Source organism: Aquisalimonas sp. 2447 (assembly GCF_012044895.1).
GTDB lineage: Bacteria > Pseudomonadota > Gammaproteobacteria > Nitrococcales > Aquisalimonadaceae > Aquisalimonas.
Window position 1 is genome coordinate 2,298,390 of the sequence record NZ_CP050695.1, and the last position, 23,270, is coordinate 2,321,659.

At 66.9% G+C, this 23,270-nt stretch carries 17 protein-coding genes; 1 reads left to right on the forward strand and 16 read right to left on the reverse strand.

Annotated features, from left to right (window positions below; translation table 11 throughout):
* Window positions 1–133: 133 nt before the first annotated feature.
* The 16 genes from KU884_RS10830 to KU884_RS10905 form a co-directional block, all read right to left on the reverse strand.
* Window positions 134–475, reverse strand: coding sequence for a hypothetical protein (locus tag KU884_RS10830; RefSeq protein ID WP_167782656.1), 342 nt, complete (start codon window positions 473–475; stop codon window positions 134–136).
* Entirely contained in the window at window positions 451–753 is a 303-nt protein-coding gene (locus KU884_RS10835) for a MoaD/ThiS family protein (RefSeq protein WP_167782657.1), read from the reverse strand. Before KU884_RS10835 ends, KU884_RS10830 begins: the two co-directional genes overlap by 25 nt.
* A complete protein-coding gene (locus KU884_RS10840) occupies window positions 743–2,011 on the reverse strand; it encodes an NAD(P)/FAD-dependent oxidoreductase (protein ID WP_167782658.1) in 1,269 nt (422 codons plus the stop codon). The genes KU884_RS10835 and KU884_RS10840 overlap by 11 nt, the downstream gene beginning before the upstream one ends.
* 81 nt (window positions 2,012–2,092) lie before the next feature.
* Window positions 2,093–3,943 (reverse strand): aldehyde ferredoxin oxidoreductase family protein, encoded by a 1,851-nt coding sequence (locus KU884_RS10845; protein ID WP_167782659.1) that lies wholly within the window; start codon window positions 3,941–3,943, stop codon window positions 2,093–2,095.
* A 16-nt stretch (window positions 3,944–3,959) separates the two neighbouring features.
* A complete protein-coding gene (locus KU884_RS10850; RefSeq protein WP_167782660.1) occupies window positions 3,960–4,475 on the reverse strand; it encodes a 4Fe-4S dicluster domain-containing protein in 516 nt (171 codons plus the stop codon).
* Between the two features lie 109 nt (window positions 4,476–4,584).
* A complete protein-coding gene (locus tag KU884_RS10855) occupies window positions 4,585–4,959 on the reverse strand; it encodes a gamma-glutamylcyclotransferase (RefSeq protein WP_167782661.1) in 375 nt (124 codons plus the stop codon).
* Window positions 4,960–4,964: 5 nt separating this feature from the next.
* The gene (locus KU884_RS10860; RefSeq protein ID WP_167782662.1) at window positions 4,965–7,952 is read right to left on the reverse strand and encodes a PAS domain S-box protein; all 2,988 of its coding nucleotides are present in this window, start codon (window positions 7,950–7,952) and stop codon (window positions 4,965–4,967) included.
* Window positions 7,953–7,974: 22 nt separating this feature from the next.
* Entirely contained in the window at window positions 7,975–8,727 is a 753-nt protein-coding gene (locus KU884_RS10865) for a ParA family protein (RefSeq protein ID WP_167782663.1), read from the reverse strand.
* Window positions 8,720–8,977, reverse strand: a complete 258-nt coding sequence (locus KU884_RS10870) for a hypothetical protein (protein ID WP_167782664.1) — start codon at window positions 8,975–8,977, stop codon at window positions 8,720–8,722. Before KU884_RS10870 ends, KU884_RS10865 begins: the two co-directional genes overlap by 8 nt.
* Before the next feature lies 1 nt (window position 8,978).
* Window positions 8,979–11,615, reverse strand: a complete 2,637-nt coding sequence (locus tag KU884_RS10875; protein WP_167782665.1) for a chemotaxis protein CheA — start codon at window positions 11,613–11,615, stop codon at window positions 8,979–8,981.
* Window positions 11,612–11,983, reverse strand: coding sequence for a response regulator (locus KU884_RS10880; RefSeq protein ID WP_167782666.1), 372 nt, complete (start codon window positions 11,981–11,983; stop codon window positions 11,612–11,614). The genes KU884_RS10875 and KU884_RS10880 overlap by 4 nt, the downstream gene beginning before the upstream one ends.
* A complete protein-coding gene (locus tag KU884_RS10885) occupies window positions 11,980–12,852 on the reverse strand; it encodes a protein-glutamate O-methyltransferase CheR (protein ID WP_167782667.1) in 873 nt (290 codons plus the stop codon). Before KU884_RS10885 ends, KU884_RS10880 begins: the two co-directional genes overlap by 4 nt.
* Complete coding sequence (locus tag KU884_RS10890) at window positions 12,842–13,486, reverse strand: HEAT repeat domain-containing protein (RefSeq protein WP_167782668.1); 645 nt, start codon at window positions 13,484–13,486, stop codon at window positions 12,842–12,844. The genes KU884_RS10885 and KU884_RS10890 overlap by 11 nt, the downstream gene beginning before the upstream one ends.
* Window positions 13,486–14,544, reverse strand: coding sequence for a chemotaxis-specific protein-glutamate methyltransferase CheB (gene cheB / locus KU884_RS10895; RefSeq protein WP_167782669.1), 1,059 nt, complete (start codon window positions 14,542–14,544; stop codon window positions 13,486–13,488). Before cheB ends, KU884_RS10890 begins: the two co-directional genes overlap by 1 nt.
* Window positions 14,538–16,076, reverse strand: a complete 1,539-nt coding sequence (locus KU884_RS10900) for a chemotaxis protein CheW (RefSeq protein WP_167782670.1) — start codon at window positions 16,074–16,076, stop codon at window positions 14,538–14,540. Before KU884_RS10900 ends, cheB begins: the two co-directional genes overlap by 7 nt.
* A 2-nt stretch (window positions 16,077–16,078) precedes the next feature.
* Complete coding sequence (locus tag KU884_RS10905; protein WP_167782671.1) at window positions 16,079–18,016, reverse strand: methyl-accepting chemotaxis protein; 1,938 nt, start codon at window positions 18,014–18,016, stop codon at window positions 16,079–16,081.
* Between the two features lie 304 nt (window positions 18,017–18,320).
* On the opposite strand from KU884_RS10905, the gene KU884_RS10910 reads away from it, so the two are divergent.
* Window positions 18,321–23,255 carry a chemotaxis protein CheB gene (locus tag KU884_RS10910; RefSeq protein WP_167782672.1) on the forward strand — a complete coding sequence of 1,645 codons (4,935 nt, stop codon included), beginning with the start codon at window positions 18,321–18,323 and terminating at the stop codon, window positions 23,253–23,255.
* Window positions 23,256–23,270: the final 15 nt, after the last annotated feature.

The following is a 23,270-nucleotide window of genomic DNA, read 5'->3' on the forward strand; positions in this document are numbered from 1 at the left end:
CCTGGCGCACGGGGGCTCTGTATAAGAAGGGAGGGGCTGGCACCCCTCCAATTGCCGGTTGCCGGCTATTGCCTGACACCACAATGATGCTTGCTTGATACCGGTATAGCAGAAAGTCGGGGATTTCGCAGCCCTAACCTCCCCCGCGGCGGAAACGCCGATCGAAATGCGCCAGGAAGCTGTCACGCTCGGCGTCCGTGAACCCACGAAAAACAAGCGTCACCGGCAGTCGGGGCAGACGCACGGCGGCAATGGACCGGACGGTCTCCGGACCGTACTGGAGAAGCAGCTCGCGGTCACCGTCCACCGCACGGATCACGCTGGCCTCCCGCCGCTCCCAGACAAATCCACTCAGCACCCGAGGAAGCGTCGCCAGAAACTCGGCCTCCCGTAGCCCCATATCCTTCGCGACCCGGCTCTCACCCTGCGGCGTGCCGCCGTCCTGCGCCATCACCCGCCCGCGACCGGCGGCCATACGGCGAATGCGTCCCCGGGCACGAACACCGGCTGCTCCCGCTGCTCGGGTTTCAGGTAAACACCATTGCACAGCACCAGGTGGGCCAAATCCCGCGGGACATGCAGCCGGTCCAGCAACTCGTTGGGCGTGATCGTCGCCGGCACCTGCAGGTCCACCGCGTTGCGCATGCTGCCTTCCGGCAAATACACGTGCAGGCTGGCGAACAGCTTCACCCGCAGGGTGATCATCTCCTCGCCAGCGTCCACCGGCAACGCTTTGCGTGCATCAGAGGACATGGGCGTTATAGCCAAGCGGCTGGGTGGAGCCGATATACGCTTCCATGAGCCGCATCGGATCCTCGTGCAGGCGTTTCTTCCACTTGCCCAGGCGCACCCGGGTCTGGATCAGTCCGCGGAGGACACCCACGTGCTCCGTGAGCCCCAGGGCGCTTGCACCCACGAGACGGTCATCCTCGAACTGCAGATTCAGGTATCGGTAACGCTCGGCATCATGCAACTGCACGCTGTCGCCACCATCCTTGCCCATCCACAGGCCGAAAGAGCTGGAGATCAGCCCCAGGGTGTCCAGCACGTTCATGTTGACGCTGCCGTGATAGGCCTGGGTGTGGCCGGTCATGTTACTGGCGGCCACCCGGGCGTGGTCTGCAGCCGTGGGCTGGACGGCGTGCACCGCGTACTGCCCGGTGGAGAAATCGACACCCTGGGCCACGTCGCCAGCGGCGTAGATGTTCTCCGCGCTGGTGCGCAAGTGACGGTCCACCAGCAGCCCCGTGTCCATGTCCAGACCGGCACCATCCAGGAAACCGGTATTGGGTTTCACGCCCACCGCCGTAATCACCAGGTCCGCGTCCAGCGTCTGGCCATCGGCCAGATGCACGGAAACCTCGTGGCCGTTCGCCCCATCGTTAATGGCGTCGACGCGGTTCTCCAGGTGGACGGTCACGCCCTTGCTCTCACACCAGCGGCGGATCATGCCTCCGGCGGTATCATCCATCATCCGCGGCACCATGCGGTTATCCGACTCCACGACGGTGACGTCGGTCTTCCGCAGGGCCAGGGCCTCCAGGATGATGCAACCGATAAAGCCCGCCCCGATCAGGACCACCTTGGCACCCGGCGTGGCCAGCCGGATGATCTCCCGCGCATCCGCCAGGGTCCAGCAGGCATGAACTTCAGGGCGGTCTGCCCCGGGGATGGGCGGTTTGAGGGGCTGTGAGCCGGTGGCGATGAGCAGTCGATCGTAGCCGAGGCTTCCCCCCTCCCTGAGGGTCAGCGCATGACCGGCGGGATCGACGCGCTCCACATAGTCATGAACCACCCGGGTACGCTGCTGACTGAAATGCGCCTGGTCCTTGCGCAGATGGGTGCCCGCCTCGCCCACCTGCTCGATCAGATAGTACGGAATGGCCATCCGCGAATACGGCGGCTCCGGTTCGCCGCTGATGAGGGTGATGTCCCCGTCCGGATCCAGATGATGGATCCGATCCGCCGCCACCACACCCGCCGGGCCGGCACCAATGATCACATGTCGCATGGTCGCTTACCTTCGAAAGCTGGAACCCAGCCCCGCACGACACCGGAGACCGGCGCCGCGCGGCACGGTTGCCGTTCGCATTCACAGCCGCAGCCGCTGCCGCGTCTCCTCGGTGAGTTCGCCCTCGGGTGTCCAGCCGCGAACCTGGTAGTAAAGCGGCATCATGGCCTCCACCTCGTTGACCATGCCCTTGGCCGGCCCGACGTTGGCGGCATCCTTGCGCAAGCGCTTGGGCAGGGTGTCGTCCTTGCCGGTGAGCCCCGCCCTGAGGTTGAAGTCCCGCTCCAGGTTCCAGATGCGCTCGCCCACCTCCAGCAGATACTCGGTGGTCCACTCGCCTTCGCAGGCGGCGTCGATCTGCGGGGTGATATCGTCCAGCGTCCAGGCAAAGGTGGTAAACACGCACAGGCCGGCGGAGTCCACCACGGCGGTAGCATCCTGGAAGGCCTTGACCAGCTCCGGCTTGCCCTCGGTGACCAGCGGATCGGTCTTTTCCGGAATGCCCAGCACCTCGGAGGACACGGTGTAGCCCCGCAGGTGACAGGCACCGCGATTGGAGGTGGCGTAGGCCAGCCCCATGCCCTGGATGCCGCGGGGATCATAGGCAGGGAACTCCTGGCTCTTCACGGTCATGGACAGATCCGGGTGGCCGTATTTCTCGCACAGCCGCCGTGACCCCAGGCCGAGTTCCTTGCCGAACCCCTCCCCCCGGGCGGTGAGCTCGGCACAGGTGGTGAGCGCCTCCGCGGAACCGAACTTGAGCTCCACACCACCGGTGTCCTCACTGGTCAACGCCCCCAGTTCGTAGAGTTCCATGGCCGCCGCCACCGTGGAACCGAACGAGATCGGGTCCATGCCGTCCTCGTTGCAGAGGAAGTTGGCATAGGTCAACGCCTCGATGTCATCCACGCCGGTGTCCGAGCCCAGTGCCCAGGCGGCCTCGTACTCCAGCCCTCCGGACGCGTGCCAGTACTCGGGTTTGTTCTGCACCGTGTAGTGGCCCTGATCAATGGTGGCAATCCGGCCACAGGCGATGGTGCAGGCGAAACAGGCGGCGTTGGTGGTCAGGTTGGGCTTGCCGTCGCTCTCCCGGGGCTCGTGCATGGCCTCGCCGGAGATCTTGTGTGCGCCCTCGAACTGGACTTCGCGCATGTTCCGGGTGGGCATGGCGCCCATTTCGTTGATCACGTTCATCAGCACCTGGGTGCCGTACTGGGGCAGGCCGCCACCGGTGACGGCATTGTCCGCCAGCACCTTCTTGCCGGCCTCCGTTGCCTGCATGAAACGCATCGGGTCCTTGATGTTGCCCACACCGCGAGTGCCGCGCACCGCCACCGCCTTGAGGTGCTTGGACGCCATGACGGTGCCGACACCGGAGCGCCCCGCCGCCCGGTGCAGATCATTGACGATGGCGGAGTACAGGTTGCCGGCCTCTGCAGCCCGCCCCACGCAGGAGATACGCATGTCCGGATCCTGGTGGCGGCGATGCAGGATCCCGTCCGCTTCCCAGACCGACTTGCCCCAGATCTCGTCCGCCGGGAGCAGACGCGCCTGGTCGTTCTCGATATGCAGGTACACTGGTTTCTCCGAACGCCCTTCGAAGATCACCATGTCCCAGCCGGCCATTTTCAGTTCGGCACCGATGTAGCCGCCGGAGTTGGAACAGGCGACGGCACCGGTCAACGGACTCTTGGTCACCACGGAATAGCGTCCGCCCGTGGACGCCATGGTGCCCGTCAGCGGGCCGGTGACCATGATCAGCTTGTTCTCCGGCGACAGCGCATCGACCGTCGGGTCCACCTCCTCCGCCAGGTACTTGGTGGCCAGCCCTCGCTGACCCAGATACTCCCGCGCCCACTGCATGTTCAGGGGCTCGCTCTTGACGCTGCCATTGGTGAGATTCACCCGCAGCACGTTTCCAGTCCAGGCCATGTCTTGATCCTCCGCCTCAGCGCTCGAACACCTGCACTTCCTTCGGCTGCGGCGGATTGAATCGCGCCGGCGCCGAGGGTGCCTGCTGGGCCCAGGCCCGCATGCGTTCGTAGGTGGTATCGGTTTCGTCCACGTAGGTAATGGCCCCGGTGGGACACGCCTTGGCGCACCAGGGATCACCGCCGCAGAGGTCGCACTTGATCACCTTGCCGGAGTCGGGTTCGTAGTTGACCGTACCGAAGGGGCAGGCAATGGTGCAGACCTTGCAGCCGACGCAGACATCGGCGAGGACGTTCTTGGCGCCGGTGACCATGTCCACGACAATGGCCTCCACCGGGCAGGCGTGCATGCACCAGGCTTCTTCGCACTGGGTACACGTGTAGGGGGCGAACTTGCCCTCCTCGTGAAAGTTGAACACCTTGATCCGCGATTTGGCCGGGTTGAACACCCCTTCGTTCTCGTACGAGCAGGCCATCTCGCACTGCATGCAGCCGGTACACTTCTCCGGCTCGAGTTTCAGCGCCATTGCCATGCCATTCTCCTCCGCCCTTGTTGTTATCCGCTGCAAATTGAGAATAGGCGGGGATCAGGAGAATGTCATCGGCTTTCGTTGCTGCAACGCGGCAGGCGGGGCAGAGGTATCACCGCCGGGCGCGACGGCCGGCAGGCTGACGCCGGAGCCAGTCGCCGGAGGGAATCTCGGACAGCCGCTGGCCGCCCGGCCGGTACAGGTAGATCCAGGCGGGCCCCCACGGCGTGTCAATGCGCTCCCGGGTGTAACTGCGGGGATAGTCTTCCAGGGCATCCAGCTGGCGGAACTGCGCGGGGGTGACCTCGTAGACCTCCCCGCGGATGGCGACGCCACCGCCGGTGACGACTCCGGGATACGGACCGATATCGAGCATCCGATAGGCGGGGTCAGTGACGTGGTCGCCCAGGCAGCGCGCCCGCCCAAGCAGCCCGTGGTTACTGCCACCGCGGCGCAAGGTGCCGTAGACGAAAACCCGATCCCGCATGCGCCTCACGCTTCCTCACGAAACACAACCACCCGACCACCCTGCCAGTGTCCTTCCACCAACTGGCTCACACGCACGGCCAGTCGCACCCGGGCACCATCCCGTCGCTCCCGGGTCACATGCCAGAGCCCGTCGCCACCACTCCCGCCTTCCGATTCCAGCGCCCCGAGGACGGCACTCAGGGGCCGGCCCATGAGGTCCTCCGGGGCGGCTTCCAGCAGTCTGACGGCACTGCGGTTCACATAGTCGACATTGCCATTGGCATCGGTCACGACAATGCCCTCGGCAACGCTGCGCGTGACGGTGTTCAGGAATTCCAGTTTTTCCCGCTGATCCGCTTCCACCCGGCGCAGGCTATCCAGGGCAGCGGTCTTGTCCAGCACCGCCGCAGCCAGCTGGCCGAGTTGCAGGGCGACGGCTTCGTCGTCTTCGGTAAACGTTCCCTTGAAGCGGTCTGCAAACTGCAACAGGCCCATGAAGCTGCCGTCATGACGCATGAGCGGCACTCCCAGCCAGGTATCCACACCATGCATCGCCGGCACCTGCTCCGCCAACGCATCTCCGGTGAGTACCACGGCGCTGCCGGCCGTTTTCACCAGATTCACCAGGCCCTCGTCAACAACGTCGCCGAAGACTCCATCGTGGGCATACTTCTCCGAACGCGAGACCACATCCAGCGGCTGCTCCGACGGCTCGGCGGAGCCTGGCAGGCTCACCCTGGCAACGTGGGCATTGAGCAGCGTCCGGCCATCGGTCACCAGCGCCTCCAGGGCCCGGCGACGGCTGCGCACGGTATTCAGGGCCAGGGAGATCCTCGCAAGCTCGCGCAGCCGCCCCGCGTGAATCTGCGCGCGGGCCAGCGCCTGCTGCAGGTCGAGTTCGAACTGGAAACGCTCCGAGACGTCCATCACCAGCGCCAGCATGCTGTGCGCGTGGCCTTCGTCATCCCGGGTCAGGGACAGCGAGACCATGGCCATGAACTTGCGCCCGTGCCGGTCCTCCAGCTCCACCTGGGCCTCGTGGGTTCCGCTGCGCATCAAGGGGTCGATGAGCTTCTGGCGCAGGGAAACGTAGTCCGGCCCCGGCCGCAGCCGCCGCAGCGGCTGGCCAATCATTTCGTCACTGGCATAACCGAACAGCCGCTCTGCACCGTGATTCCAGGAACTGATGTTGCCGGCAAGGTCGGCGGCAATGACCGCGTCGTGAATCTGTTCCAGAATCTGTCCCTGGAACAGCAGTTGATCGCGAATGCGCTTGGTCTCCGTGACATCCCGGAAATGCACGGCGAGGCCTTCCTGGACCGGGTCCACCCGGAGCTCGACCCAGCGCTCGAAGCTGGCGTCCAGCACCTCGGTGCGCTCGGGCCGCCCGGTCGCCAGCACGCGCTCGTAGATGGGCCCGTAGACATCCTGATTCTCCGGGAACAGATTCCACAGCAGCTTGCCGATGAGCTGCTCTGCATCGATGCCCACCAGTTCAGCCGTCGCGCGGTTGACGTAGGTGACTCGCAACGTCCGGTCCAGGGTGAAGAAACCATCCGAGAGGGAGTTCAGCGTCTCCTCCAGACGCTGCGCAGTGGCCTGCCGGCGGCGTTCCGCCACCTGGCGTTCCTCCACCTCGCGCTGCAGCGCCTGCGCCTGCGCGGCGGAACTCATGGCCCGGGCCCGGGCCACCAGGGACAGGCGCATCACCAGCAGCGTCGCCAGTGCGAATCCAGCCCCGCCCAACAGCACGGCATCGGCATCGTACGCCTGCCTGCGGGACAGCAGAGCTGCCCCCGGCCAGGTCGCCAGTTGCCAGTGGGCGCCGGCGACATCCACGACCCGGTCCGTGCGGTAGGCACCCCCATCTGCCGGCACCGGGCCGAACAGGGGCTCACCACCGGCATCCACCACCTGATAGACAAAGCCCGGTTCGGCACCGTACTGCGCCCGGCGAAACAAGTGGCCGAGACGCCGAACGGACAGCAACACGGCGTCGGTGTCGCCGTTGCTTTGAAACGCCGTGGCCATGTAGACATACGCCGGACCATAGGGCTCACGCACAGGCAGCGAGAGACGGGTGCCACCCTCGCGGCGCACGCCGTCGATCACGGGAGCCAGGACCGGATGCCCCGAGAACCCGACTGTGGGCATGTCCGCAACCTGGACAAGCCCCTCCAGCCAGCGGGGACGCAGATCGCCATCCAGGACCGCCATGCCCTCCAGACCGCGGAAGTCATCCACATAGCGGCGGGCATCCTGACGCCATTCCGCTTCCGTGAGACCGCCGCGGTATTCCCAGCGCCGCGCCATGCGCTCCAGCGCCTCGGTTCGCAACGCCAGATCATCCAGGATGTGCTGGTGGAAGCGGTCCGCGGCCCGCTGGGAACGCTCCTGCCATAGATTCCGCTGCCCCTCGGCAACCACCTGCCACAGGGTCAGGGTTCCTGCCAGCACCACGCCGAACATGACCAGCGGGCCGACCAGGCTCGCCGTCGCCCCGGGACGTTCCGTCTCCGCTGCGGCATGGGGCCCGGACCAGGCCAGGACCGCCAGCAGGGCCAGCGCGGCAGCGCTCTCCGGTGCGCCGCTCCACGCCAGCGCCGACGCCGCGAGAGCGCCGCCCGCAGCCGCGGTGCGCCACCACCGCAAACGCCCGAACCGGGTCACATGCAGCAGCAGCATCATGGCGCCGACACCGGCAACCACCTCGCCAACCTGATCCGTGACGCCCTCGGCAACGTCGATCAACAGCAACAGGGACAACAGCAGCGCCGACACCCCGCCGGCGAGCGCCAGGCCGGGGCGGTCACAGATGCCGGCAAGAAAACCGCAACCAACCAGCAACAGTGCGACGCCCACGGCAGGGCTCAGGCCCATGAGTCGGGAGTCCATCACCGAGGCACCCGGGAGACCGGGTGAAACCAGGCCCGCCACCAGAATCATGGCGCCGTAGGCGACCAGTGCGGCAGCAAGCAGCAGGCGATAGGTTGTCCAGTCCGACGATGCCACACCACCTCCTGCTTGCAGCGGACTACCAGAAGGCCTCGAGTTCTTCCGACAGCAACTGGTAGTCCATGGCCCCACGGCTGCGAGGTGCATAGTGAATGATGGCAGAGCCCGCTTCGAAGGCCTCCGCGAGGCGTATATCCGCCCGGATGCCCCGCAGTACCCGGAAGCCGCCGAATTGCCGTGCGAGGTCGTCGACCACCCGCCGGTGCAGCCGCACCCGGGCATCGCGCATCACCGGCACGATGGCCAGATGCTGCAGCCCCGGGTTGACGGTGCTGGCCGTGCGGAAGAACAACTGTACCAGTTGCCGCACGCCCTCCGCCGCCAGGGCATGCGGCTGCAGCGGCACCACCACACCGTGGGCGGCCGCCAGGGCGTTGTCCAGCAGAGCGCCCGCCGACGGTGGCGTATCCACGATCACCCGGTCCCAGCGCTCGCCCTGCCCCCGAAGCAGCGCCGCCAGTCGCCGTGAATCCACGTCCGGCTCACGCGGCATGCGGGTGTCCGCCGGCAGCACATCCAGGCCGGACTGCGAAGTGGCCACCAGGGCCTCCTCCAGCCTGGCCACCTCGCCGGCCAGGCACTGCTGGCTCCCCGCCTGCCCCCGGGCCGGCCGCACTCCCAGACCAAGACCACCGTGCCCCTGACTGTCCAGGTCCACCAGCAGCGTTCGGCGCCCCTGTTGCGCCCAGAGTGCGGCGAGATTCACTGCAGTGGTGGACTTGCCGGTTCCGCCCTTGCGGTTGGCCACGGCCACAACGAACGGGTCAGCCATGCTCCCCGCCGCCGGATTGGTCAAGCGCCGGCATCACCCAGCGCGCCAGGAAGGGGTCTTCCGGTGCCGCCGACAGGGCCGGGCGCAGGGCCATCAACACCTGCAGCACGGCCGCGTGGAGGTGGTCACAGCCCTTGAGGTTCACCTTGCCGCGGGGGTTGGCCTGCAGCCACTGCAGCAGTTCATCGGCCTCCTCCACACCGCAGGAGCCCTGGAGTTTTGCCACCGTCTTGCCGTATTCAATCGCCATGTCACAGCAACTCCCTGAGATTGAGCACCAGCAGCACGCGGCCATCACCCAGCAGCGCAGTGCCGGAGTAGGCGCGGATGCTCGCCAGCACCCCCTCCATGGGCTTGACGATCACATCCAGGCCTTCCTGGAAATCATCCACCACCAGACCCAGGGGGCCATCATTGTGACGCACCACCAGCACGCTGACCTGGGGTTCGTCATAGTTGGCGTCCACCCGCGTCCGCCGCTCACTGGCCTCCGCCTCGAGCATCAGCAACCGGTCCAGGCGCCGCAGTGGCACCACCTGATCCCGGAGCACCACGGCTTCCTCCTGTTTCACCTTGCGCACCGCCGACTGCGGCAGGCGCACGGTCTCCACGATATTCTCCATGGGCACGCCGAACAGCTGCCCGGCCACTTCCACCCCCATGACGTAGGACACGGCCATGGTCAGCGGCATGGACAGCCGCAGTCGCGTGCCCGTGCCATGTTCGCTGGCAACACTCACCGTGCCGCCATAGCGGTGCACGGTACTGCGCACCACGTCCATGCCCACACCACGGCCGGAGAGATCGGAAACGGCGTCGCGGGTGGAGAAGCCCGGGGCGAAAATGAGCTGCAGACTGTCCTGCTCGCTCAGGCGCCGGGCTTCGTCCTCGCCGATGAGCTCCCGGCTCACCGCCTTGCGGCGAATCGCCTCCGGGTCGAGCCCGCCGCCGTCATCCTCCACTTCGATGATAACGTTCTCGCCCTCCTGCCGCGCTGCCAGGCGCACCGTCCCCTGCCGCGGCTTGCCCGCCGCCTCGCGCTGGTCAGGCAGTTCGATGCCGTGGTCGATGCTGTTGCGCACCATGTGGGTGAGCGGCTCACCCAGGACCTCGATCACCGTCTTGTCGGCCTCGGTCTGCTCCCCTTCGAGCACCAGCTCCACGTCCTTGTCCAGGCGCCGGGACAGATCCCGCACCAGGCGCGGGAAGCGCTGGAAGATCTGCTGCATGGGCAGCATCTGGACCTGCATCACGGCGCTCTGCATGTCCTGGGCGATACGGCTGATGACGTTGAAACGATCCTTGAGCTCCCGCGCCAGGTCACGCACGCCGTACTGGTGTTCCGCCCGCTCGGCCAGGAACGGGAAACTGTTCTTGGCCACCACCAGCTCGCCCACCAGGTCGCCGAGCAGATCAATGCTCTCGGCGTCCACGCGGAAGCTCTTGGCAACGCGCTCGCCGCCGTCACCGGCGCCCGGGGCACCAGCGTCCATCGTCGGCATTGGCTCGCCGCCGCCTTCCGTCTCGATGAGACCGCGCAGCCGACCCAGCTCCCCACGGCCCGCCTCGGCCAGGGCACCATCGAGCCCCTCGGTGGACCTGCCCAGGGCCTCCAGCCCGCGGCGGATGACGCGGCCGGCCGCAGCTACCCGACCGGCGGCATCCGCGGCATCGGGGTCGGTGGCACCGAGCATGGCCAGCTGTTCCTGCATGATCGCCTGAACGGCGCGTGGATCCACCCCCACGCCTTGCTGGCCCCCGGAGGCAGACGCCGATTTCGCGGACCCGGCGTCCACCGTCGCCGGCTTCGGCGGGGCAGCTGCCACGGTCGACGCGTCATCGACGTCGGCGCCCAGCTCGCGCAGCAACAACGTCGCCAGATCACCCCGCCCGGCGTCCAGCACCAGCTGCAGCCAGGCCAGGGCGCTGCCCTCGCGGGTGTCGATACTGAGCATCCGGCCCATGGCCTCGGCACTGCGGCGCAGGGCCTCCAGGTCACCCCGCGCGAAGTCCTCCGGTGCCGAAGCCAGAAACTCCTCCAGCAGGGCAACGTCGCCGGATTCCCCGGCGGGGAACACCAGCGCATCCTGCGGCACACGCAGGCACTGGAAGGTATTCTCGTCCTCGAAGGCGAACGCATCCGCCACCACGCCGGGCTCCGCGGCCACCAGACCACGGAAGCGCAGGCGACAGTCGTAGGGGTCGAGATTGTCCACGTCGGTCCACGGCTGCCGTGGCGCGATATCAAGCCATGCCAGCCCCTCCAGGTCGCGGACCAGCAACAGCGGATCGCCGCCACTGAAGAACACGCCGGAGTCCGGCGTGAACTCGAACGCCGTCACCGGCGCCCGCTCCAGCAGCAGGCGCTGCGCCAGTTCCCGGCGCTGCTGATCCGGCACCACCTCCAGCCATTCCGGAGCCAGGGCGTCGGCGGCATCCTCGGGCACCGGGGAATCGTCGGACGCATCTGGCGAAGCGCTGGTCCCCCCGGCGGCAGCATCCTCGCCGTCCGCCGCCTGGCGCAGCGCGGTCACCAGGGCCTGGCTGCGCTGGGGCGCATCGGCGGGCAAAACCTCGTCGCGTTCGATGGCATCGATCCAGCGGGTCACCTGATCCAGCACGTCCAGCAGCTGGTCCGCCAGGACCGCGGACATGGCCCGGTCGCCGTGACGCACTTCGTCCAGCAGGTTCTCCGCCTCGTGCACCAGGTCGGTCATGGGATCGAAGTCGAACAGCCCGGAGCCACCCTTGGTGCTGTGCATGGCCCGGAACACGCGGCCCATGGCATCGCTGTCGTCCGGGTTTTTCTCCAGGGCGAGCAACCCGCTGGCCGCGTCTTCCAGGAACTCCCGGGTCTCCTCGACGAATTGTTTCAGTAACGGGTTCATGACAATGCTCCACTCATCAGGCGCACCTGGAACAGCAGCGCCTCGGGCTGGACCGGCTTGACCACGTGCAGGTTGGCGCCGGCGCGCAGCGCCTGCTCGCGATCGGTGGCGGCACCTTCGGTGGTCACCATGATCACCGGCACCCCCGGGTCGCTGCTGTCCTCGCGAACGCGTCGGACCAGGGTGTAGCCGTCCATGCGCGGCATGTTCACGTCTACAAGCAGCAGGTCATACGGGGTATCGGCAAGCCGCTCCAATGCCTCAAGCCCGTTCACTGCCTCTTCCACCTGGAAACCGTCCTGCTCCAGCAGTTCGCGGTGGTACAGGCGCACGGTCTGGGCATCGTCCACCACCAGCACACGTGTCATCGGTCGGCCTCCTCGGGTTTCTGGTAGACAATGGCCTCGGCGAAACGCGCGGGCCGGAACAGCGACGAGATGCGGCTCATGAATTCCGAGTGCCCAAGACAGATGTAGCCCCCGGGGTTGAGCGCATCGAACAGCGTCTCCGCCGCCCGGCGGCGGGCGGCATCGTCGAAATAGATCAGCAGGTTACGGCAGAACACCACATCGAAGCCCCGGTATGCGCGGGTCTCCAGCGGGTCCTGCAGGTTGACCCGCGTCAGGCGGACGGAGTCGCGGATACTCTCCAGGACCTGGTGGCGCCCATCGGCTAGCTGCCGGAAGTAGCGGCGCAGAACCGCCTCGGGCAGCGCGTGGACGGGACGACGGTCGTAAACGCCTTCCCTGGCGCGATCCAGGGCGGCGGTGTCGATGTCCGAGCCGATGAGTTCGACGTCGTAGTCGTCCACCTGCGGCCAGTACTCCAGCAGGTAGAACGCCAGGGAGTAGACCTCCTCACCACTGGAACAGGGCAGGGACCAGATCCGGATGGTGTCGCCGGGGCGCTTGCGTCGCGCGATTTCCGGCAGCATGGAGCGCACCAGGCACTGGAACTGGTACTCCTCGCGGAAAAAATAGGTCTCGTTGACCGTCATGCTGTTGATCAGCGCCTGCAGCTCGCTGCCATCGGCGTCGAAGCGCAGGCGGACAAAGTATTCGCGGAAGGAGTCGCAGCCGGTGATGCGCATGCGGGCCAGCACCCGCTTGTCCACGTAGTAGCGCTTGGCTTCGTCGAACCAGTTCCCGGTCTTGCGGTAGTAGAACTCGCGGAACCGGGCGAAGTCCTCGCCGCTGAGTTGGGGCGACGTCACCCCCTGCCGGAGCTCACCGCCCATCGTCGGCCTCCGTCCCGCGGATCCGGCGCACGGCAGTCCGCACGGCGAAATCGACGAAGGGCTCGTCCGGGAACCGGTACGGCAGTGCCTCCAGCGCCGGCAGGCACTCCGGCCCGCCCACCTCGGTGAGCACATCCACGGCGGCGGCGCAGACATTGACGTGGTCGTCGTTGTGCAACACCTGCATCAGCCACTCCGGCACACGGTCGTGACACAGGGACTCGAGGATGTTCACGGCGAAAATGCGCACATCGGAGTCCGGGTCGGCCAGCAGGCCGTCCATGTACTCGCCGGCGAGCCCGGGCATCCCCTGCAGCACCTCGATGGCGCCGTTGCGCAGGCCGGCATCCTCGCTGCGCAGCAGCTGCAGCAAGCGCGCCTTGGCCCGCTCCCCGCCGGTGACCAGCAGGGCCGTGAGCATGGCATGGCGACAGCCCGCGTCGGTCTCGACTTCCAGGGCGTTGCAGATGGCGTCCACGGCTGCGGCGTCGCCGGCAAGCTCACGGGCAGCGCGCCGGCGGGCCACCGCCCGCGTGTCCTGCAGCTGCTCCAGCAGCCCTGCCCCTTCGCGCTGGTTCTCACGGCGCTCTTCCCGGGGTTCCCCGTCGTGGTCGTCGCGGCGCACCAGCGGCATCAGGCACTCTCCCCGGTTCGTGTCCACGCGACCAGCCGGTCGCCGATCTGGTGGGACGGCAGGATGTCCGTGGCCCCCTGGTGGTTGATCAGCTCCTGGGGCATGCCGAACACCGTCGCGGTTTCTTCGGCTTCGGCAATGGTGCGCGCCCCCTTGTGGTGCCAGTCGGCCAGGTCCCGGGCACCGTCATCGCCCATGCCGGTGAGCAGCGCGCCGATCAGGTTCCCGGGCGCCAGCAACCCCTGGGCGCTCTGCAGGAAACGGCTCACGGACGGATGCCACAGGTGCTGGTCATCCAGCGGAGTGGGCACCAGGGACAGCCCCGCCGCACGCCGGCTGAGGGTGATGTCCGCATCGCCCCGGGCGAGATGGATCACGTCGTCCTCCAGGCGGGTGGGCCGATCCACCTCGCGTACCGGAAGCTGGCAGAGACCGTCCAGGCGCCGTGCGAACACGGAGGTGAAACTCGCCGGCATGTGCTGGATCACCAGCACCGGCCAGCCGGCACCGGTGGGCAGCAGGGGCAGGATCTGTTCCAGGGTGCGGGGGCCGCCGGTGGAAACACCGATCATCAGCAAGCGGTCGTGTCCCGCGGATGCGGCGGATGCGGCGGGCGCCGCCGGCGGTGGACCGCGTCGCGGCGGGTGCTGCCGGGTGGACATCGCCGGCGTTCCGGTGGCCGCGCGGATTTTCGCGACCAGGTCGCGACGAATGCCGTCCAGATCCGTCGATACGGTGCCTCCCGGCTTCGCCACGTAGTCGAATGCGCCCAGCTCCATGGCCTCGAAGGTTGCCAGCGCCCCCTTCTCGGTCAGCGACGACACCATGATCACCGGGCAGGGAGAATCCACCATCAGGTGGCTCAGGCAGGTCAGCCCGTCCATGACCGGCATGTGAATATCCAGGGTCATCACGTCCGGCCGGACCCGCGCCACCTGCTCCAGGGCATCCTGGCCGTCGCGGGCGATCTCCACGCGGATGTCGGATTCCGCTTCCAGGGCGTCCCGCAGGGCGCGGCGCATGAGGGCAGAGTCATCGACCACGAGAACGGTCAGCATGCCGGCTCCCGGGTGGCCAGGGTGGTCATGGTCATTTCCTCGGCGGCGGCCTCCACCCGCGCGGCCAGCCCTTTCGGGTCCAGCAGCAGGGTCATGCGACCGTCGTCACCGGTGGCGACATGGGAAAGCAGATCCGTGTGGCGGGTGGCACTCGCGGGTGCCGGCCGAATACTGTCATCGGCGATGCGCTCCACCCGCAGTACCGCATCCACGCCGAAGCCGAGCCAGGCGGTTTCCCGACGCAGTACCAGCACGCGCGCCGCATCCTCGTCGGGCACCGGACCCAGGCCGAGATAGCGGCGCAGCCCCACCAGCGGCAGAATGCTGCCGCGCAGATTGAGTGCGCCTTCCACCACGGCCGGCGCCCGCGGAACCCTGGTCAGGGCCTCCGGAGGCCGAATGATTTCCTTCACCGCCGCAATGGGCACACCGTAGGCCTGGCCGGCCAGGTCGAACAGCACGAACTGATCGCCATCCTCCAGCGCCGCATCCGCTTCGGCAGCAGCGGCGGCATTCCCTGCCTCCCGCAGCTGGCGCTCGCTGACCAGCCGCCGTGGCTCGAGAACGGATACCAGGCGGCCGTCTTCGAGCCTCGCGACGGCGCGGCATTCATCCAGTTGCCCGGAGGCACGCATGACCTCCGGAACCGCGTCCACCTGCTGGTCGGGGATCCGCAGCACTTCCCGCGCCGCATCGGCGACCAGCCCGACCAGTGGCCCCTCCAGATCACCACGGTCACCGCTCAGCGGCACCACCAGCACTCTGCGGGCCTGACCATCAACACCGGTGGACAAGCCAAAACGGCGGCCCAGGTCCAGCAACGGCAAAGGCCGGTCCCGCCAGTCAGCAATGCCGATCATCGCCTCCGGTCCGTCAGGTACTGGGCTGAGTTCGTCGGGTTCCTGCAGGATTTCCACCACCGAGTCCAGCGGCAGCGCGAAGGTCTGATGGCCCACCGCGACGCCGAGCAGTTCGTGTCGCGATTCCGCAGGCCCCGGCGCAGCCGTCTGCTGCAACGCCGTGCTGCCACCGGAATCGCCGGACACCGCCGGCATCACCTCGATATTCCCGGCATCCACCAGTCGTTCCAGATTCAGGCACTGCACCAGCCCCTGGTCGCAATGCACCACCCCGTCCAGCCAGGGCAGTGCAGCCAGTTCCGTGACATTGGTGGCCACACGGATCTGTTCCGGCGTCAGCACCGTTGTCTCCAGCACCGCATCGGCGAGGAGGCCAAGTCCACCACGGACGCGGGTCACGAAAATCCGCCGGTCGTCCCCCGTGTCACGTTCGGGGTAGCCCAGCAACGGGCGCAACGCCGCCACCGGTACCACTCGACCGCGCAGGTTCACCGCGCCCACCACGGCATCCGGGCTCAGCGGCACCGGCGTCATGTCGGGCACACGGATGATCTCGTCCACCGGCTCCATGGGCAGCGCGTATCGCCCGTCCCCCACGGCGAAGATCAGGTACTCCCGGGCGCCCCCGGCGGAAACCGCCTCCGGCTCCTGCCCATGACTGGCCGCAGTCATGTTCAGCCCCCCGTCTGCAGCTGATCCGCCAGGGAGGCGATCTCCTCCGCGGCCGCAGCCAGTTCCTCACCGGCCTGGCTTTGCTGCCGGGAGGCGGTCGCCGCCTCGGTGGTGGATTGCTCGGCCTGAGTCGCGGCAGCGGCGATCTGTTCGATATCCGTCTTCGCCTCGCGCACCGAGTCGGTGATGTTCCTGGACGCCTGGGCAATCTCCTGGTTGGCATCCAGCACCTGTTTCACCGCCTCTTCGACCTTGCCGAGATCGCGGACAATGGCCTCGTTGCTCTGGGTCTCTTCCTCGGCACTGGTGGCAAGCTGCTCCATCAGCGAGCGCACATCGGCAATGTCGTCCTGGGCCAGCCCCACCACCTCCTCGATGCGTCCGGCGTTCTCGGCGGCATCCCGTGCCAGGTTGCGGATATCCGTGGCCACCACGGTGAAGCCCTTGCCGTGCTCGCCGGCACGGGCGGCCTCGATGCCGCCGTTGACCGCCAGCATGCTGGTCTGGACGTTGACCATGTTGATCCCGCCCATGGTCTTGTCGATGCGCCGGGTCACCAACTCCAGCTCACGCACGCGCTTGCGCACGTCCCGGGATTGCTCGGCGCCGCTGGCGACGCTGCTGGCCAGCTCTTCCACCGTCCGGCGGTTCTCCGTGAGTTTCTCGAACGCCTCGTCCCCCAGCTCGATGATCCCCTGAGCCGCTTCCGAGGCCTTGGTGGCTCCCTGCTCCAGCTGAGCGATCGCCGCGGCCGCATTCTCACCGGCCCTGCTCTGCTGTCTCGCCCCCTTGTTGATCTGCTCGATGGCCACCGCCACCTGGGAGGAGGCGCGATGGATCTGCTCCACCGACGTGGATAACTGCTCCGCCGCGGCGGCCACTTCCTCGGCACTGCGATCGATGTCGGTGTTGTCCCGCAGCCCTTCGGCCAGCTCCGAGAGATTCTCCGTGGCCTCCTGGCACTGGTTCAGGGCGGTGGTCTGCTCGTTGGCCATACGCACCGCCTCTTCGCAGGCAGAGGCCTGTTCCTCGGCGGCGCTGGCGATGGTCTCCGCTTCTTTCTGCACCCGCTCTGCCGCCTCGGCGGATTCCTCCACGATGCCGAGGATGGTGCGGCCGCTCTCCCGCATCTTCTGCATCCCCGCACGCACGTGTTCCAGCTGCTGGCTGATACGGTCGCCGGCGTCGGCGTTGCTCTGGCCCTGCTCCGCCGCCTGGCGAATCTCGCCAGTGATGGACTCCACCTCACCCTGAATCCGGTTGACCAGTTCCTGGATCTCGGCGGCGCTCTTCTGGGAGAGCTCCGCCAGGCTGCGCACTTCATCCGCCACCACGGCGAAACCCTGGCCATGCTGCCCGGCGCCCGCGGCCTCGATGGCCGCGTTCAGCGCCAACAGGTTGGTCTGATCGGCGATGCGGGTGACTGCCTTGACGATGTCCCCCACTTCTTCGGCCCGCCGGGACAGGGTGTCGGCGCCCTCCACGGCACGCCCCTGGCGTTCGATACCGCGCTTGACCACGTCCACCAGATCCTCGATGCGGTCACCGGTGCTGATGACCTGGTCGGTCATGTTGTCCAGGCGCTGGGCGCCGGCGCGGGTGTTGTCACGCTGCTGGGCCACCGCGCTGGCCACCTGGGTCACGGAGCCCAGGGCCTGCTGCGACGCCCCGGACGCTTCCTCGGCACCCACCGCGATCTGGTTCATGGAACGCTTGAGCTGCTCCGCCGCGGACGACGACTCCGTCACGCTGCTGCCGAGCTGCGCGACGGCCGCGGCAATGCGCTCTGCCGCCTGCTGGCGCTTCGCCATGGTGCGCGCGCGTCGCCGGGCCGCCTCCGCCTCACGGCGGGACTGCTGTTGGCCGCCATCCTGTCCGGCACCCTGCGAGGCGTGTTCCTGCTCGCCCGATTCCAGATCGGACTTCTTTACCAGTGCCATGCGTTCTCTCCCCTGACTGGGACCCAATCGTCGGTGTTGACCATGCAACATACCGGCACACACGCCCGGTTTGCTGCGGTCTGGTTGGCAGATATCGGCACTGTGGGCGGAAGCTTTACCCACACGCTGCACATTCTCGCGTGTCGCCGGTCGGTCAGTAACCCGCGGTTCGCGGGTTGCGGCAATACGGGCGCAACCCTAGAATCGACCAGCAAGGCCCGGCCTCGAGGCTGGCATCCAACCGCCGGTTTCCCCGTGCGCAGCAGCAGCAGCAGCGGCGGCACGTCCGCTCGAGGTATACGTCATGTCGGACATCACCGGCGACCGCGACAGCACCGAGCCATCGCCCCCGGAGAAAGGAACGTCTCAACAAGGCGATAACGCCGTCATGACCGTCGCCGGGATCGGCGCCTCCGCCGGTGGTCTCGAAGCCCTGCGCACGCTGGTCGGCGCACTCCCCACGCGCACGAACATGGCCTACATCATCGCTCAGCACCTCTCGCCCAAGCACGAGAGCATGCTGGTGCAACTGCTGAGCCGGGAGACGGCCCTGCCGGTGGAGCAGATCAGCGACGGCATGGCGATCCGCCCCAACACCATCGCCATCGCGCTCGCCAATGCCAACCTGGTGGTGGACGACGGTCTGCTGCGCCTGACCGAACCCGAAGATCGCCCCATCCCCAAGCCGTCGGTGGATGCCTTCTTCCGCTCCCTGGCCGACGAGTTCGGGGACCACGCGGTTGCCGTGGTGCTCTCGGGCACCGGCAGCGACGGCAGCCACGGCATTCGCAGCATCAAGGCCGCCGGCGGCTTTACGCTGGCACAGGCACCGGAGACGGCCAAGTACGATGGCATGCCGCGGGCCGCCATGGAAACGGGCTGCGTGGACCTGGTGATGCCTCCGGACCGGATCACCGGTGAACTCCAGCGCATCGCCGAGATGAGCGGTCGCACGCTGCTGATCCAGCCGGAGGAGAAGGAGGCACCGGTTTACGACCGCATCACCCGCCTGGTGCACCAGCAGACCGGGCTGGACCTGGCGGCCTACAAGGAGAAGACCATCCAGCGCCGGTTGCGACGGCGCATGGCAGCACGACACCTGACCACCCTGGACGACTATCTGGCGTTGCTGGAGACGGAGCCCGCCGAGGTGCAGCAGTTCTGCCAGGACGTGCTCATTTCCGTGACATCGTTCTTCCGCGACCCGGACGCCTTTACCGCCCTGCAGGAACAGATCGGGGCCATGCTGCGCAAGCGCCGGCCCGGAGACGACATCCGCATCTGGGTGCCGGGGTGCGCCACCGGTGAAGAGGCCTACAGCCTGGCCATCCTCCTGAGCGAGATGCTCGGCCCCTCCGTCGGCGACTACCGCATCCAGATCTTTGCCACTGATCTGGACGACACCGCCCTGGGCGTTGCCCGCCGCGGCATCTACAACGTCACCTCGCTGGCCGAGCTGCGAGCGGAGACAGTGAATCGCTATTTCGAACCCGCAGGGGATCGGTACAAGGTCAACAAAGCGCTGCGGGAAATGCTGGTGTTCGCCCGCCAGAACCTGCTGCATGATCCGCCGTTCCTGCGCCTGGACATGATCAGCTGCCGCAATCTGCTGATCTACTTCAACAACGACGCGCAGCGGCGGCTGTTCGAGCTGTTCCACTACGCCATCAACCCCGGTGGGCTGCTGTTCCTGGGCAAGTCGGAGAACGTCACCCGGCATGAACATTTGTTCACGGCCCTGGACAGCCGCTGGAAGATCTTCCAGCACCGGGGCAACCGCACCCCCCGTGCGGCACCGCCCTATCCCGCCGGGGCGATTGCACCGCTGGACGATCCACCGACCACAGCGGCGCCGCGCCCGCGGCTCAGCGCCTACGACCGCATGGTCCGCGCTACCCTGGAACACTACGCGCCCCCGGGCCTGCTGGTGGATGACGAACTGGTGATCCAGCACATTCTCGGTGACACCTCGGGGTACCTGCGCATCCCCCACGGCGAACCGGACTTCAGCGTACGCAACCTGGTCCGGCACGAGCTCAGCATCGACCTCGCCGCCCTGGTGGCACGCGTGAAAAAACACGGCGAGTCCGTCAGCAGCCGACTCATCGAATTGTCGGATAGTAACGAGCGGGTGCGGGTGTCCATGCATCCGGTGACCGGCGAACTGGACCAGGATCTGCTCTACCTCATCAGTTTCGATCGCCAGTCTGCCGCCGAGCCCGTGCCGAGGCGCGACACCGACGCCGCCGATGGGACCGGTGCCCTGCACGCGGAGTCCGCCGAACAGCATATCGAAGACCTCGAGGACGAGCTGGCAACCACCCGGGAACACCTGCAGACGGTCATCGAGGAGCTGGAAACCACCAACGAGGAGCTGCAGTCCTCCAACGAGGAACTCCAGTCAGCCAATGAAGAGCTGCAGTCCTCCAACGAACGGCTCGAGACCACCAATGAGGAACTGCAGTCCACCAACGAAGAGCTCGCTACCGTCAACGACGAGCTCAGCAGCAAGACGGATGAGCTCAATGCCGCGTACACGGATCTTGCCAACGTCAAGGACAGCCTGACCGACCCCGTGGTCGTCGTGGATGAGAACCTGCGCATCAAGTTCTACAACCCCGCCTGCGAGCGGATTTTCGCCAGCGGCGAGCCGCTTGAAGACTGCCCGATGCTGGACGTCGACCTCAGAGTCCAGGTGCCGCGGTTCCGGCAGCGCTTGATGCGGGTGGTCCAGAAAGGCGAACAGATCGAGGTCCAGCTGTCCCAGTCCATGCACACGACGGAGGAAGGCGGCGAACGCGGTGGCAGCGCGGTACAGCGCTTCTACCTCCTGCGCATGCAGCCCTACCTGGACCAGGATCGCGCCGTGCGCGGCGCCGTCATCACTTTTTTCGACAACACCAGTATCAAACGCGCCGAACGGGATGCGCGCGAGAGCGAAAGCCGGCTCCACGCCATCGTCAACCGCTCACCGGTGATCACGACGGTCAAGGACCGGCAGGGGCGTTACGTGATTGCCAACCACGCCTTCGAGTCGCTGCTCGGCCTGCAGCCCGGGGGCGCCATCGGCCGCACGGATGAGCAGCTGTTCCGGCAAGGCATTGCGCACCAGAACGCCGAACGGGAGCGCGCAGCCTGGCACAGTGACACCAGCAGCGAGCATGAGGAGACAGTCACGCTTGCCGGTGAATCCCGGACGTTCATCGTCGAGCGGTTCCCGTTGCTCGACGAGGACGGGCATGCGTACGGGCTGTGTACGAAGGCGCTGGACATCACCGCACGGCGCCGGGCGGAAGCAGAGATCCGCCTGCAGTCCAAGGCACTGGATGCCTCCATCAACGGCGTCCTGCTCGCCGATGCCCGACAGCCCGACATGCCCAGCGTCTACGTCAACCCGGCGTTCCAGCGCATCACCGGCTATCGGCCTGAAGAAGCAATGGGCGCCAACTGCCGCTTCCTGCAGGGGCCCGACACCGATGCGGAAGCCGTGGCCAGCATCCGTCACGCCTTGCGTAACGGCACCTCCGGCCGCGCGCTACTGCTGAACTATCGCGCCGACGGCACACCGTTCTGGAATGATCTCTCCGTCGCCCCGGTTCACGATGACCAGGGTGAGGTCACCCACTTCGTGGGCATTCAGCAGGACGTCACCCAGCGTGTTCGCGCAGAGCAAGCCGGGCAACAGAACGAGGAACGCCTGAGGACCGCGCAGGATTACGCCGCCGTGGCCAGCTTCGAGTGGCATCCCGGTAACGCCTCTCTGGGCACACCCGAGCAGCTCAACACGGTCTTCGGCATTACGCCCCCGGACCGCGAGTTGACCATCATGCAGCTCCTGCGACGGGTGCATGGCCAGGACCGCCATGCGCTGCTGCGAGCCGCACGCGCCTGCCTGCGGGCACAGGAAGAAATGGATCTGGAGTTTCGCGTCAACGGCGACAACGGACAACAACACTGGTTGCAGATCCGCGCCGACGCCGAACGCGATTTCCGCGGCCGGCCCATTCGCCTGCTCGGTCTGGTCATGGACATCAGTCGGCGCAAGGATGTCGAACATGCCCTGCTGAGCGCCCGCGTCGAGGCGGAACAGGCCAACCGCGCCAAGTCCGAATTCCTGTCGCACATGAGCCACGAGCTGCGTACGCCGCTGAACGCCATCCTGGGCTTCGGCCAGTTGCTGGAGAGCGACCCCGATGCCCCTCTGAACGAGACGCAGAGCGAGAACGTCCAGCACATCCTGCGGGCGGGCTGGCATCTTCTGGACCTGATCAGCGAAGTGCTGGATCTGGCGCGGATCGAATCCGGCAGGCTGAACGTGGAGTATCAACCCACCGACCTGCGCACCGTGGTGGAAGACAGTATTCGGACCGTGGCACCCATGGCCGATCAGCGCCGGATCACGCTGGAGCACGACGTCCAGTTCCACGGCGAATTCATGTCGGACACCACCCGGCTGACCCAGATCCTGCTCAATCTGCTGACCAACGCCGTGAAGTACAACCACGACGACGGCCATGTACGACTGGTGGCCTGGGACCAGGAACAACGGCTCCATATCGCGGTAAGCGACACCGGCATCGGCATCAGCCATGACAACCGGGACGGGCTGTTCGAGTCCTTCAACCGCCTTGGCCAGGAGGGTGGCCGCATTCAGGGCACCGGCATCGGGCTCGTCCTGGTACAGCGGCTCCTGGCGCTGCTCGGCGGCGAGATCCAGGTGGCGAGCACGCCTGGCGAAGGCAGCACCTTCACCATCAGCCTGCCCTTCGTGTCGGCCGACCATGTGAGCGATCTGGTCGCCGAAACCGACAGCGCGGCGGGTACTGCCACCACCGCAGTGGAGACGGTAAACCGAACGCTCCGCATTCTCTATGTGGAGGACAATCCCAGCAACATGGCCCTGGCCAGGGAGATTTTCCGGCGGGACCCGTCCATCGAACTGCTGGAGGCGACGGAGGCGGAGAGTGGCATTGCCAGGGCGACAAGCGAACAACCCGACCTGATTCTCATGGATCTGCACCTGCCCGGCATGCATGGCCAGCAGGCGCTGGATGCATTGCGCCGGGACGCCCGCACGGCGCGGATCCCCGTTGTGGCCGTCAGTGCCGATGTGGCCACCAGTGGCGAGGACATTCGCGCCGGCGGTTTTGCTCAGGTACTCACCAAACCGCTACGGCTGCCGGATCTGCGCCGGGCCCTGACACAATGCGTCCGCGGCGATGAACCGTTCGAGGCTTAACCTCGCGGCTGCCAA

Coding starts and splice junctions, on each gene's coding strand:
- KU884_RS10865 (WP_167782663.1), bottom strand. CDS start 8,727: ATGGCTGACCCGTTCGTTGTGGCCGTGGCCAACCGCAAGGGCGGAACC.
- KU884_RS10830 (WP_167782656.1), bottom strand. CDS start 475: ATGGCCGCCGGTCGCGGGCGGGTGATGGCGCAGGACGGCGGCACGCCG.
- KU884_RS10870 (WP_167782664.1), bottom strand. CDS start 8,977: ATGGCGATTGAATACGGCAAGACGGTGGCAAAACTCCAGGGCTCCTGC.
- KU884_RS10850 (WP_167782660.1), bottom strand. CDS start 4,475: ATGGCAATGGCGCTGAAACTCGAGCCGGAGAAGTGTACCGGCTGCATG.
- KU884_RS10845 (WP_167782659.1), bottom strand. CDS start 3,943: ATGGCCTGGACTGGAAACGTGCTGCGGGTGAATCTCACCAATGGCAGC.
- KU884_RS10885 (WP_167782667.1), bottom strand. CDS start 12,852: ATGGGCGGTGAGCTCCGGCAGGGGGTGACGTCGCCCCAACTCAGCGGC.
- KU884_RS10840 (WP_167782658.1), bottom strand. CDS start 2,011: ATGCGACATGTGATCATTGGTGCCGGCCCGGCGGGTGTGGTGGCGGCG.
- KU884_RS10890 (WP_167782668.1), bottom strand. CDS start 13,486: ATGCCGCTGGTGCGCCGCGACGACCACGACGGGGAACCCCGGGAAGAG.
- KU884_RS10875 (WP_167782665.1), bottom strand. CDS start 11,615: ATGAACCCGTTACTGAAACAATTCGTCGAGGAGACCCGGGAGTTCCTG.
- KU884_RS10835 (WP_167782657.1), bottom strand. CDS start 753: ATGTCCTCTGATGCACGCAAAGCGTTGCCGGTGGACGCTGGCGAGGAG.
- KU884_RS10910 (WP_167782672.1), top strand. CDS start 18,321: ATGTCGGACATCACCGGCGACCGCGACAGCACCGAGCCATCGCCCCCG.
- KU884_RS10905 (WP_167782671.1), bottom strand. CDS start 18,016: ATGGCACTGGTAAAGAAGTCCGATCTGGAATCGGGCGAGCAGGAACAC.
- KU884_RS10900 (WP_167782670.1), bottom strand. CDS start 16,076: ATGACTGCGGCCAGTCATGGGCAGGAGCCGGAGGCGGTTTCCGCCGGG.
- cheB (WP_167782669.1), bottom strand. CDS start 14,544: ATGCTGACCGTTCTCGTGGTCGATGACTCTGCCCTCATGCGCCGCGCC.
- KU884_RS10855 (WP_167782661.1), bottom strand. CDS start 4,959: ATGCGGGATCGGGTTTTCGTCTACGGCACCTTGCGCCGCGGTGGCAGT.
- KU884_RS10880 (WP_167782666.1), bottom strand. CDS start 11,983: ATGACACGTGTGCTGGTGGTGGACGATGCCCAGACCGTGCGCCTGTAC.